This window comes from Singulisphaera sp. GP187, assembly GCF_900129635.1.
Lineage (GTDB): Bacteria > Planctomycetota > Planctomycetia > Isosphaerales > Isosphaeraceae > Singulisphaera.
Map to the genome: position 1 here is coordinate 509,824 of NZ_FSRB01000003.1, position 13,085 is coordinate 522,908.

A 13,085-nucleotide genomic window follows, 5' to 3' on the forward strand; every position below is an offset into this window, starting at 1 on the left:
GAGAAACCCTTCTCCCCAGGCGCAAGAGAAACGGTTGGCGCTCTAGACCGACTTTTCGTATTCGATAGCCCAAGGGGTTGACGAACACCCCAAAATTACCTGGATGGACTAACTTACCAGCCACCAGGAGTTCACACGTCATGCCGGGCCAGGCGGCCAAGATCACCATTACCGAGTGCCAGCAGGAAATCCTTCGGACTTTGTCCCGTGCCACCACGGCACCCTCGCGACTCCGGCAACGCGCCTCGATCATCCTGATGGGCTTCGACGGCCTTCGCAATCAAGAGATCGCCGAGGCGGTCGGTCTGGTCCACCGCCAGGTCGGACGCTGGCGACGACGCTGGGCCAACGCTTGGGAGAAACTGATCAACATCGAATGCTGCGAGACTCGCGCCAAACTGCGCCATGCGATTGAAGCCGTCCTCACCGACGAACCACGCCCCGGCGCCCCCAGCAAGTTCACCCCAGAGCAGGTCACCCAGATCTTGGCGATCGCTTGTGAGCCGCCTGAGAAGTCGGGCCGACCGATCACCCACTGGACCGCTCGGGAACTGGCCGATGAGGTCGTCAAACGCGGCATTGTGGTATCGATCTCATCGTCCCAGGTGAGCCGTTACCTGGATGAGGCCGCCTTGCAGCCCCACAAGAGCCGGTATTGGCTCAACACCACGGAGAAGGATCCTCAACGTTTTGAGGAGCAAGTCAAGACGGTCTGTGACACGTACCTCATGGCGTCGGAGCGGGAGCGGAACGATGCGACCCACACCGTTTGCATTGATGAGATGACCGGTCTCCAGGCGCTGGAGCGGATCGCTCCCACCAAGGGGATGATCGCAGAGAAGTGCGAACGGATCGAGTTTGAGTATATCCGACACGGGACGTTATGCCTGATCGGCAACTTCGAAGTAACGACCGGAAAGATGCTCACTCAAACGATTGGCCCGACGCGAACCGAGGCGGACTTCGTCCGTCACATCGAGCAGACGTTGACTCTGGACCCGGAGGGATCGTGGGTATTTATAGCGGACAACTTGAACATTCATTGCACGGAAAGCCTGGTGAATCAGATTGCCGTGGCGTGTGAAATCCCCCTGGAATTGGGCAAAAAAGGTAAACGTGGGGTGCTGAAGTCGGTGGCGAGCCGGCAAGCGTTCTTGTCGGACACAAGTCATCGGATTCGATTTGTATATCTTCCGAAGCACAGCTCGTGGCTGAACCAGATCGAGGTGATCTTCGGAGTGATCATGCGAAAGGTGATTCGTCGCGGTTCGTTCACGTCGGTGAATGATCTGCAATCAAAGCTGTTGAACTTCCTTACCTATTTCAACAAGGTATTCGCGAAGCCGTTTCGCTGGACCTACACGGGTCGTCCGCTGATGAAGTCAGCGGCGTAAAAACAGAGAAGATGGGAGGCCCCGGGATGTTGGCCTCTTCATTAGCCTTCAAAAACGAAAAGTCGGTCTAGTCTGCCCCTCGCTCGACTCCACCTCGCAAAAGAAGGCCGGAGATCCAGTGGATCTCCGGCCTTCTTTTGAAACCATTTCAAGTGGACAGCGACGTCTGGTCAGAACGAGTCCGCCGAGACGACCTCGCCGCCCGCCATGGTCACGAGGCTGCGGAGTGTGAGGAGGCTGATGCTGTCCTTGATGAATCGGACGCTCCCATCGCCGAACAAGGCGTTGACCCCACCCGAGTGGAATGAGAAGAGTTCGTCATTGGCCCCGGCGTTGTTGCCGGCGGTTGAGGTGTCGCTGGACCATCCCGAGGTCGCTTTCATGGGACGAGCCTTGTTATTGGGCGCCCCGGAGACACCATAGGCACCATCAGGCTCGGCCCAGCGCCAGTAGCGTCGGTAAGCAGAGGGGTTACTGCCGGCCCCCTGGCCCAGCGTAGGACGAGCATTGGTACCGTCGTAGTAGCTCTCCATGTAGGGACTCATGAAGCTCTCATCGCGGCCGGCGTCCTCACCGATGGCGATCGTGTTGCTCGTCCCGTCGATGATCTCGGCGATGCGGGTCTGCCCTTCCTTCAACACGCCGTTGGCTCGAGAGGCCTTGAGGCGGTAAGGCGTCGCGGCGGAGTAGGCCGTGGACTGGCCCGTCGGGTTGATGTCGGTGTAGCAGGTTGCGCCGTAGTCGGCATACCCATAGCCTTTATTGCCTCCCACAGCTTCCTCCGGCCCATTGGGATCGGTGGAGTCGCGGCTGCCGCCACTCCGAGAGGAAGAGGGGCAAAGGAAGACATTGATCACGGCCGAAGCACCGGTGTAATTCATCCCGGTTGCCTCGTTGTAGTCGACGGAGAAATTGAGCGAATTATACACCGCGCCCCCTTCCATGTTGGGCAGGATGCGGGCCAGCGTGCTCCAGCCGCCGTCAATGAACTGCGTGGCGGGAGGCGACACTTTGAAGTTTGTCGACTCACCACCGGGCGGGAAACTTCCGTTGCTGCTCTCATAGTTGTGCAGGGCCAGGCCGAGCTGCTTGAGATTGTTGGTGCACTGCGAGCGGCGGGCCGCTTCGCGCGCGGCCTGAACCGCGGGCAACAACAGAGCAATCAGCACGGCGATGATCGCAATCACCACGAGCAGTTCAATCAAGGTAAAGCCGGACCTGCGCGTACTCGATCTCATCATGGAATCCTTGTTTCAAGACCTTTGTGAATCAATGTGAGTCAATCACCACTCGTGGGCTGACGTCGTCGTTCAGTCGCGCACTCGAATCGAGGCAATCGATTTGAGTCCTGGCTTTTCGAGTCGGATGGGCGGCAGATCATTGGGTTCGGGCTTCACAGTCACCTTGAGTCCCGACGTTTCCTCATCAGCATACTGAGGAGGAAACGGCAGCTTTCGCTTGACGTTGCTTCTCGTCCCTGGCTTCGCGGCAGCAAGCATCGAATCGTCAGGCGCAAGTTTGACCCGGAATTCCCCCGCCGGGGCGCCTTCGCCCGACACACCCGTGCTCAGCGAAAATGACCCATCGGAACCAATGGTTCCGGATGACTCGATCATCAATTCTCCCAACGGAAGGAACACCACGCGGCCCGATGTCAGTGGCTGGCCATCGGGTAAGAGGATCTTACCTTTGACCGGATAGACGGTGACCTTCCCCGCCGCCTCGGATGACGACCCGCAACCGGCGAAAGCAGCAAGACAGAGGCTGACACAAGCCAGCCAGAGGGGTCGACGACTGCAACGCGTCATTCTCGTCAGTGATTGGATTCTGTTGAAAAACATTCTCATGTCACATGGGGTTCAAGAAAACGAACGGCCACGGTTTGGAAGCCATTCCGATCGACAAGTCGTCCCGGATCCCTCGGGGACTCCATTCGTCCAACGATCAAGCCCAGCGCGACCGGCGCGCAGAGCGATCTCAGACGGACCATACTCCGGGTGAACCCGGCCTCATGACGTCTACTCCATTGAATCAGTTCGCAAAATCAATGTGTGAGTTGGAATCGCAAATCACAACTCAGATTGATTCCGCACCGATGGTTTGGTTCCGGGGCCGCGACAAGGGGGGATCGCGGCAACCTCGCCAATGGGAATCGGCCAACGCACGACATTCGTCGCAAGGGAGAGGCGAAGGATTATCGCATCGGTAGGTAAGTGGACCCTCGAATCGAGTTCGTCAGAAAGCCAGGCCCCAGACCTGATTGGTCGGGGCCTACGTCGATATGATCCTACGATGCGAAATGGGAAATGCCTAATGAATGTTCTGTGAAGTCTCGATGACCAAATGGCGAATGCCCGAGGCCGAAGTGTCAATCATCGTCGGAGGAGGCTTCGAGGTAGTCGGGCTCGATCGGCCCGGTCGCCGCGGCGGGCACCGTGGGTTCGACGCGGGCGGTCGCGCCACGATTGCCCAGGAGCCGGACGTTGCCCGGCCCGACCGCGGCCTCGAGGTCGGAGAGCATCCGCTCGTCGTGACGGATCTTGAGGCCCGCACCGGCCTTGTAGATCGCGCGACGGACCCCTGAGAGGCCGAGGATCTCGAGGTAGACGTCGAGGTTGCCGGGCCTGATCCGGAACTGGCGGAGCAACCGCTGCATCTGCTCGTCCTCGGTCACGCCCTTGCGAAGGGTGATGACCACCCCCCGCGAGAGTTCGGCCGGCCCTTTGCTCAGGGGGATGATCTTGGAGATCACCAGTTCGGCCGGCTCGCGACGTCGGTCGAGCGCCCCGCGAACGAAGCAGATCAGGTCATTTTTGACCATCTCCTCCGCCTGGGCGTACTGCTCGGGCCAAAGCATGGCCGGAACCGAACCGGTCAAATCCTCAAAGCTGAGTTTCGCCATCCGGGTCAGCCCCGACCGGCTCTTCTGGACGCTCTTGATTTGCACGCCGGAGATCATCCCTCCCAGGATGACTTCCGACTTGGCCACGACGGTGGCCAGGTGCGCCACGCTGTGGGTCGCGAGGGCCTGCAAGAGGCTGGCGTGCCGAGCCAACGGGTGGCTCGACATGTAGAACCCGAGGACCTTCTTCTCCTCGGCCAGACGCTCGACATCGGGGAGCTCGGGAATGTCAGGGAGGCTCGAGGTCGTGACGGGCTTGCCGTTACCGTTGCCATTGCCGTTTTGAGGCGTCTCGTCGCCGGCCCCCGCGAACGCGTCGAAGAGGCTGCGCTGGCCCCGCTTGCGATCCTCCTGAACCGCCTGGCCCGCCTGCGCGGCGCGGGGCAAGACCGCCAGCCACTGGCTCCGCCGTGCCCCCAGGCAATCAAAGGCGCCGGCCTTGATCAGCGCTTCGACGCAGGACTGACTGACCACGGACAACGGCACCCGTTCGAACAGGTCATCGAGCCCGGTGAACACCTCCCCTTTGTCGCGTGCCTTCACAATCTCTTCGACCGCCTTCAGCCCGACCCCCTTGATCGCCCCCAGGCCGAAATGGATCTTCCCCTCGGCGGCGACCCGAAACGGGGCCTCGCCCTCGTTGATGTTGGGCGCCATCACCTCGAGGCCGAGCTTCTTGCAATCTTCGATGTGCTCGACGAGAAATTTTTCCCGCTCGGCGCCGTCCATCTCGGTGGAGAGCAGGGCAGCCATATATTCGGTAGGGTAGTGCGCCTTGAGGTAGGCCGTCTGGAACAAGACGAGGGCGTAGGCCGTCGAGTGCGACTTGTTGAAACCGTAACCGCCGAAGAACTCGATGAGCTCGAAGATCTTGGTCGCGCGATCCTTCTCCAAGCCGCGCTCGACCGCCCCCTCGACGAACTGCTTTCGTCCCTGGGCGATGGTCTCGGTCTTCTTCTTGGAGATCGCCTTGATGCACGCGTACGCTTGCGAGAGCTCGATGCCCCCCAGGCGGTTCAAGATCCGCATGACCTGTTCTTGGTAGACCATGACTCCGTGAGTGTCTTCGAGGACCTCTTTCATCACGGCATGTTCATAGACTGCCTGCTTCCGACCATGCTTAACGTCGACATACTCGTCGACCATACCGCCGTTGAGCGGACCGGGACGGTAGAGCGCCAGGATCGCGATCAAGTCGGCGAAGCGGTCGGGCTTCATCTTGACCAGCAGGTCGCGGATGCCCGCCGAGTCGAGCTGGAAGATACCGCGGGCCTCACCCCGCTGGAGGAGCTGGTACGTCGCCTCATCGTCGAGCGGCAGGCTGAGCAGGTCGAGCGGCTGGCCGATCTTCTTCTCGACGAGCTTCACCGCGGCCGCCAGGCTGGTCAGGTTGCGGAGGCCGAGGAAGTCCATCTTGAGAAGGCCAGCCTTCTCGACGTCGCCCATTTCCCACTGGGTGCTGACGACCTCTTTATCCTTGTCTTTGTTCGGCAGCCGCTGGAGCGGAACCATGTCGCAGAGCGGTCGGTCGGCGATCACGACGCCCGCGGCGTGGGTGCCGACGTTGCGCGCGGTCCCTTCCAGCCGCCGCGCATACTCGTAGAGCTTGGCGATCTCCGGGTCTTCCTCGGTCAAGCGATTGAGGGCCGGCTCTTCCTTGAACGCCTCTTCCAGGGTGATATTCAGCCGGGTCGGGATCAGCTTGGTGACCTGGTCGACCCGGGAGAGCGGGATGTTCAGGGCCCGGCCGACGTCCTTGAGCGCCGCCTTGGCGGCCATCGTGCCGAAGGTGCCGATCTGGGCGACGTTGGCCGCGCCGTACTTGCCTCGGACGTACTCGATGACCTTGGCCCGCTGCTCCCGGCAAAGGTCGATATCGATGTCAGGCGCTTCCGACCGGTTCGGGTCAAGGAACCGCTCGAACAGAAGGTCGTACTTGAGCGGATCGACGTGGCTCAAGTAGAGCACGTAACTGACCAAGGCCCCGCACGCCGAACCTCTCGCCGAGTTGGGGATCCCTTCCTCGCGGGCGAACCGGACGAAGTCCCAGACGATCAGGAAGTAGGACGCGAACCCCATCCGGTTGATGATCCCGAGCTCGTGGTCGAGCCGTTCCTGGGCCGCGGCCGGCGGGTTTTCGCCGAACCGTTCGCGCAGGCCGGTCTGGCAGAGCTCGGCGAGATAGTCCTCCGGGGTCTTTTCGCCGGGGGGCTTGAACGACGGAAACATCCGTTTGCCGAGGTTCAGGCTCTTGTAATTCTCCTCGACCATCTCCGAGATCCGGACCGAGGTGGCCAGCGCCTCCTCGTGACCGGGCATCGCGGCGTACATCTCTTCGGGGCTGCGGACGTGGAACTGGTCGTTCTCGAACTTCATCCGGTTCGGGTCGTCGACCGTCTTGCCCGTGTTGATACAGAGCAGGATATCGTGTGCCTTGGCGTCATCCTGCGTGAGGTAATGGGCATCACTGGTGGCGACCAGGGGCAGGCCCTTGCGCCGCGCGATGTCGATTGCCCCGGCCGCGCAGTCGCGCTGGATCTGGATCCCGTTGTCCTGGATCTCGACGAAGAAGTTCTCTTCGCCGAAGACGCGGACGTACCAATCGCAGAGCTTCTCGGCGTCGGCCGTCTTGCCGTAGAGGATGTGGTCCGAGAACTCGGCCGAGGCGCAGCCCGAGAGACAGATGAGCCCTTCGGAGTGGCGTTCGAGGATCTCTTTGTCGATGCGCGGCTTGTAGTAAAACCCTTCGAGGAACGAGGCCGACGAGAGCCGCATCAGGTTGCGGACCCCCTCGCCGTTGCGCGCCAGCAGGGTGAGGTGGAACGCGTACTCTTTCCCCGAGCCGCCGCCCATGCTCCGCTCGGTCCGATGCCGAGGCGCCACGTAAGCCTCGAGTCCGACGATCGGCTTGATGCCGACCGCCTTGGCCTCGCGCAAGAACTCGACCGCCCCGTAGAGGTTGCCGTGATCGGTCACGGCCAGGGCCGGCATGCCCAACGACTTCGCCCGCTTGACCAGCGCGGGGAGCTTGCTGGCGCCGTCGAGCAGGCTGTAGTGGCTGTGGCAATGCAAATGGACGAACGGCCGGCTGCTGGACATCAGACACCTCAGGCGGACCGGGCACCGCGGCCGGCGCTCGTTGATCGAGCACCGGGACCGCTGAACCTACGCTCAGGTCATTCTAACACAACGCACCCCTGACCCTGAAGGGCCTCGGCGCTTCTTGTAGTCTATCGGCAGGCCACCGCGGCAAACCGCGCAGGTTCCGGCCACGATCGCGACCGCGACGACCGATCCTCCCGACTGGACGGTTCGAACCAAGAGAACGATCGCCCAGAGGCCCCCGAAGAGCCCCGCGGACGATCGTTCTTGGGGGAATTACCGATCAAATCCGTGAACGGAAAAGAGGTGGTGGGCGCTCTGGCCCTGATCGGTCATCAATGGAACGGACGCGAGGTGAAAAAAGAAAAAAAAACGAACTCAGACGACCGCGAGTTCTTCGACATCCTGAACTTCATCCGCATCAACCGAGTCGTCCGAAGCGATCGCCGATTCAAGCCCCTGGACCAACGCACCCAGTTGAAGCGCCAGCAGCCGATCGCTCGGGGTGTGCCCGCGCAACAGTTGCAAGAATGCTTCCGCCCCGATCAAAACAGCCTTGGGCTTGCTGTGAATGGTCAGGACAAAGCGAGCGTTGGGGTCTTCCAGGGAATCCAGCACCTTCGGAAGGTCGCGGTGAAGTTCTCGACTGCCAATGAAGCGAACGCGAGACTGAGACATCTCCATCCTCGAGGCCTCGAACGGCCAAATGCTGGGGGAAAAACGAAGTGAGCAGACACACTCACCCCGACTTTGATAGGTGAACCCTAGATTAACCGACGTTGAACTTCGCGTCAACCAATTTGAAGGCGTCGCGCGGAGATTCCCAAATTCTTCGGAGTGTCGTCGCATCCTCCGTCGAAAGCCGTTGCGATAATGGGTTCTTCCCTGACACAGATCTGACGCAACCGGTTCATGTCAACTTGCCGAACTCAGATCAGAGTGGCTCATCGCCGGCAGGATTCGGGCGGAATGACGCCCACATCGCGGCTTCGATTCCATGGGGATCACAGCAATTTACCGTCGAGTGGCGCATGCTCTCGCCGGTCTCAGCCCCAACGGGGCGGCCCAAGGCAGCCCGGGGCCACGCCACCGAAAAATCCACATGCCCGCATTTCATAACCCTGTAAGCGCGGCCTAAGACGAGCGATGGCCTTGCGGTGTAAATCGTGCTGGCATAACCCGTTAAATCGCCCTTTCAGGGCTGCCGACCCTCGTGACCGAGCCCCCATGGCGTGGCCCCGGGCTGCCTTGGGCCACCCCGTTGGGGCTGAATTCAAACAAACAAATCGCAAAACTGTTCACAACATCGTTGCAATTTGCCATGATCCGTGCGCCATCCGATGATGAGCCGCGAGAACTCACGGATCCTTGGTCTTTGCCGCGGCTTCGTCGCCTGGGGCAACCGCGTCGCTCGGTGGGGCAGGGGAGGTGGGAGGCACCGTCGTGTTGGGAAGTTCCTTCAGGCCGAACTTGAGAAAGAGCTCGTGGAGATCGGTGTATTTACTGAAGTTCTCGTTGAGGTCCGCGCGGATGTTCGCTGCCTCCAGGGGGTGCCCGGATTGTTCCGCCAGCAAGGCGCGACTCAGTAAACCGGCCACGACCTCGCGGCGATGGAGGATGGCCTTTTTGAGTTTGTCAACCCGGTCCTGGGAGAGCAAGTACCAACCACGCTCTTCGGCCTCCTTGGGATTGAGCTTGCTGGCCATCTCCTCCCAGTAACCGATCGCCGCCAGGTCGTTCCCCGCGCTCGAGGCCTTGCTCGCCAGCCGGTAATAGGCCTGATAGGCCCCCTCGGCCACATTCTTGGGCTCATTGAAGCGTGTGGGTTCTGGGTTCTCGAGGATCCTCGCCCGACTATCGGCAACTGCGACCTCGATGCGATCGCGCCAACCCTGGGTCGTCTTGAGGTAGGGGTTCGGCTTGAAGCGGGAATCGAGCGGATCCAGGTACTCCCTACGAGCTCTCGTCCAGTCACTCGGTTTGTCGGACTCCATCAAACGCTCCGCCTGATGGTAGAGATAAGCGGCGCTTGGCGGCCAGAGCATGTAGCCGATGAAGCCACCGACCAACACCAGACCGAGGAGCAACAGGACGACCTCGAAAAACGAACGGTTCAGTTCGGGAAGCGCCAGTTGTCGTTTGCGCTTGGCCGCCTTGCGCGGCTTGGTCGCGGTGATTTCCGTGCCCGCACGAGTCGGCATCCCTGCACGGGTTGGGGTGAGCGCCTGGTCGCCTTCAGTCGCCCAGACCATCGCGACGGTATCGCCCCGGCTCGCCTTGTCGCGGATCTCCCTGAGGGAGACGCCCACGGCTGCCGCGTCCCACGGCCGATCATTCGGGTCCTTGGCCATCAGTTGCACGACCAGTTTATCGAGCGCCACCGGAATTTCGGCGACCCGGGCGCTGGGACGAGGCGGAGGCTCGTTCATATGGCAATGCATCAGAACGACGGCCGACGACCCCTCAAACGGAGCGCGGCCGGTGAGCATCTGATACATGACGACCCCGAGCGCGTAGAGGTCGGTCTTGTGACTGATCTCGGGGGTCCCTCGAATCTGCTCGGGGGCCATGTACGCTGCGGTGCCAAGGGTCCGGCCGGTCGCGGTGAGGGCCGTCGCGTCGAGATCCTTGGCGATCCCGAAGTCGGTCAGCTTCATCTCCCCCTTCTCGGAGACCATCAAGTTCGAGGGCTTCAGATCGCGGTGGACCACGCCATGCTCGTGCGCATAGTGCAGGGCTTCGCAGGTCTGGATCGCCAGCTCGGTGATCTCACGCCAGGGGCGAGGGCCGTCACGGCGGAGCATCTGCTCGAGTGTCTCGCCCGCGACGTACTCCATCGCGAAGTAAGAGGTCCCTTGATAGCGACCGACCGCCAGGAACCGGACAATGTTCGGGTGACTGAACTGCTTGAGGATCTCGGCCTCGCGGCGAAATCGCTCGTACGACTTGCTCTTCTGGGTGAGCTCACCGCTGATCACCTTGACGGCGGCGGGCTTGCCCGTCGTCTCGCTGATCGCGCGGTAGACTACCCCCATCGCCCCCGTACCGAGGATCGCCTCGATCCGGAAGGAACCGAGCTTTTCGCCAATCATAGTCGTACCCCGGTATCGCCGGCCGGGCCTCGTCTCATTACCTGAGCCACCGTTGGGCCCACTCGGGAAAAAGAGGGCCTCACCGCGGTCTCGTTTCGAGGGAGCGAGTCACGCCGATCGCGGCCGTTGCCGCGCATCGTCGTGCCCATACTCCCTCGATTATGCGAGACGGAGGCCGGTCGTTGCGAGGGGGCGCCTCGGATTCTCACCCTCGAGGCGAGGAATGAGCCGCGACGACCACGGGGCGACGCGACGCCAGGCCCGAGAATCGAGGGCCTGAGCGAGCCGCCCCATGGGGACGCAAGTCTTCAGAACTAGGACTGCGGCACCTGACACGACTGGCCGCCGGCCGCCGGCAGGTAGCAATTCTGCACGTAGTCCATCACCATGCGGTCGGCGTTGAATCGCCAGGCGAGCGAACGCAGGGCGTTCTTCTGCCGTTTGATCCAGCCGCGGGGCAATCCGTCGGCGTCGCGCTGGTAGAAGAGAGGGATCACCTGACCCGTGAGGGTCTCGTTCAGCGCCTTGTAGTCACGCTCGTCCTGCACCGAGGGAACCGAGTGCGACTGGCCGTAGCCGATCGCGAAGCCGTTGGTCCCGTCGTACGCCTCGGCCCACCAGCCGTCGAGGATCGAGAAGTTCAGGGCCCCGTTCAAGAGCGCCTTTTCCCCCGAGGTCCCGCTCGCCTCCTGCGGCCGACGCGGGTTATTCAACCAGACGTCCACGCCTTGAACCAACTGACGCGCGACGTTGATATCGTAATCTTCGACGAAGACGATTCGGTGCGACAGCTCTTCCTTGCGGGTCAAGCGCACGATGTTCTGGATCAGTTCCTTGCCGAAGTGGTCTTCCGGGTGCGCCTTGCCCGCGAAGATGAACTGGATCGGCCGGTCGCTGGAATGGACCATCTCGATCAGGCGTTCCACGTCCTGCAAGACCAGGCCGGCGCGCTTGTAGGTTGCGAATCGGCGGGCGAACCCGATCGTCAATGCGTTCAGGTCGAGGGCCGACTGAGCCCGCTGGATTGCAGCGTCTCCCTCGTGGCGCTTCTGGGCCTGCGCGATCAGCCGACGGCGGACGAAGTCGATCAAGCGGGCCTTCAAGACCTGCTGGGTCTCCCAGAGCTCAGCGTCGTCGACGGCTTCGATCGCCTCCCAGGTCTCGGGACTCCGAGCCTGCTTGAGCCAGTCGGGACCGAGGTGCCGGCCGTAGAGCAGTTGCATCTGCGGCGCGATCCAGGTCGGCACGTGAACGCCGTTCGTGATGTGGCCGATCGGCACACTCTCTTCGGGCCGGTTCGGATACAGCGGGTGCCACATCCGCCGGGAAACCTGGCCGTGCAGGGCGCTGACGCCGTTGGCGTGTCGCGACAGCTTGAGGGCAAGCACCGTCATGCAGTACGGTTCGTTGAGGTCGGTCGGATAGACGCGGCCCAGCCCCATGAAGTCGTCATACGACAGGTGCAGCGCCTCGCGCAGCTTACCCAAATTCTCTTCGACCAGCGAAGCGGGGAACCGGTCGTGACCGGCGGCCACGGGCGTATGGGTCGTGAACACGGTCATCCGCGCGACGTCGCGAACGGCTTCGCCGAACGGAATCTCGTTCGCTTCCATCTCGGCCCGGATCATCTCGAGCCCGGCGAACGCGCTATGCCCCTCATTGAGGTGCAGCACCGACGGGTGAATCCCGAGCGCGTTCAAGACGCGAACGCCCCCGACTCCCAACAGCAGCTCTTGCCGGATCCGGACCCGCGCATCGCCGCCGTAGAGCCGAGCGGTGAGCGCCAGATCGCTCTCCGAATTGCCGGGCACGTTCGAGTCCAACAGCAACAAGGTCGTCCGACCCACGTTGACCCGCCAGACCCGGGCCTTGAGCACCCCGTTGTTCGTCTCGATCGAGATGATCAGCGGAGTCCCGTCCGTGGCCGTGACGGTCTCGATCGGCAAGAGGTCCGGGTTCGCGTTGAGGTACTCCTCTTGCTGCCAGCCGTTGATGTCCAGCGACTGGCGGAAGTAGCCCTGGTCGTAGAGCAGGCCGATCCCGATCAACGGGATGCCCAGGTCGCTGGCACTTTTCAAGTGGTCGCCCGCGAGCACGCCCAGGCCGCCCGAGTAGATCGGCAGGCTCTCGTGCAGGCCGAACTCCGCCGAGAAATAGGCGATGGGACGGGCCCGCAGGTTGGCTGCGTAAACCGTTCCCCAGGAATCCGTATTCTTGAGATATTCGGCAAGCCGGCGAAACGCGTAGTCAATCCGTGAGTCGAGCGCCATCTCGGCGGCCCGACGATCGAGAACCTCGGCCGGCAGCCGTTTCAGGAAATCGATGGGGTTGTGATCGACGCTGCGCCAAAGCTGAGGATCGAGTTCGCGAAACAGGCTGACCACGTTCGGCTGCCAGCACCACCAGAGATTCCGCGCCAGTTCTCGGAGCTTGTCAATTCGCTGCGTCTGACCCACCATGGCCGCCCCCAAACGAAATCGCAGGATTCGTGAATTCCGAACGTTTCGCAACTCCCGATCCTTCGTATTGGGAGGTTAGTATGGCCAAACTTCGACCAAAAGCCAAGTCCTGGCAAGTCGTTCGGTTTGACCGAAC

General features: G+C 61.8%; 6 protein-coding genes. 1 reads left to right on the forward strand and 5 read right to left on the reverse strand.

Translation table 11 applies throughout. From position 1 onward, the window contains the following. The first annotated feature begins 140 nt into the window (after positions 1 to 140). On the forward strand, positions 141 to 1,394 hold the full coding sequence (locus BUS42_RS38065) for an IS630 family transposase (protein WP_074306086.1): 1,254 nt from the start codon (positions 141 to 143) through the stop codon (positions 1,392 to 1,394). 170 nt (positions 1,395 to 1,564) lie between these two features. Here the strand turns inward: BUS42_RS38065 and BUS42_RS38070 are convergent, their stop codons facing one another. From BUS42_RS38070 to glgP, 5 genes are all read right to left on the reverse strand, one after another. Beyond that, positions 1,565 to 2,635 (reverse strand): DUF1559 family PulG-like putative transporter, encoded by a 1,071-nt coding sequence (locus tag BUS42_RS38070; RefSeq protein ID WP_254054077.1) that lies wholly within the window; start codon positions 2,633 to 2,635, stop codon positions 1,565 to 1,567. A 1,127-nt stretch (positions 2,636 to 3,762) separates the two neighbouring features. Beyond that, complete coding sequence (gene dnaE / locus BUS42_RS38085) at positions 3,763 to 7,395, reverse strand: DNA polymerase III subunit alpha (protein WP_074316529.1); 3,633 nt, start codon at positions 7,393 to 7,395, stop codon at positions 3,763 to 3,765. A 381-nt stretch (positions 7,396 to 7,776) separates the two neighbouring features. Beyond that, positions 7,777 to 8,076, reverse strand: a complete 300-nt coding sequence (locus BUS42_RS38090; RefSeq protein ID WP_254054078.1) for a type II toxin-antitoxin system Phd/YefM family antitoxin — start codon at positions 8,074 to 8,076, stop codon at positions 7,777 to 7,779. 680 nt (positions 8,077 to 8,756) lie between these two features. Then, positions 8,757 to 10,490 (reverse strand): serine/threonine protein kinase, encoded by a 1,734-nt coding sequence (locus BUS42_RS38095; protein WP_074316536.1) that lies wholly within the window; start codon positions 10,488 to 10,490, stop codon positions 8,757 to 8,759. Positions 10,491 to 10,804: 314 nt separating this feature from the next. Then, on the reverse strand, positions 10,805 to 12,949 hold the full coding sequence (glgP, locus tag BUS42_RS38100) for an alpha-glucan family phosphorylase (protein ID WP_074317522.1): 2,145 nt from the start codon (positions 12,947 to 12,949) through the stop codon (positions 10,805 to 10,807). Positions 12,950 to 13,085 lie beyond the last annotated feature (136 nt).

Excerpts from the sequence above, each read along its gene's own strand:
- BUS42_RS38095 (WP_074316536.1), bottom strand. The coding sequence starts at position 10,490 with ATGATTGGCGAAAAGCTCGGTTCCTTCCGGATCGAGGCGATCCTCGGT.
- BUS42_RS38065 (WP_074306086.1), top strand. The coding sequence starts at position 141 with ATGCCGGGCCAGGCGGCCAAGATCACCATTACCGAGTGCCAGCAGGAA.
- BUS42_RS38090 (WP_254054078.1), bottom strand. The coding sequence starts at position 8,076 with ATGTCTCAGTCTCGCGTTCGCTTCATTGGCAGTCGAGAACTTCACCGC.
- BUS42_RS38070 (WP_254054077.1), bottom strand. The coding sequence starts at position 2,635 with ATGATGAGATCGAGTACGCGCAGGTCCGGCTTTACCTTGATTGAACTG.
- glgP (WP_074317522.1), bottom strand. The coding sequence starts at position 12,949 with ATGGTGGGTCAGACGCAGCGAATTGACAAGCTCCGAGAACTGGCGCGG.
- dnaE (WP_074316529.1), bottom strand. The coding sequence starts at position 7,395 with ATGTCCAGCAGCCGGCCGTTCGTCCATTTGCATTGCCACAGCCACTAC.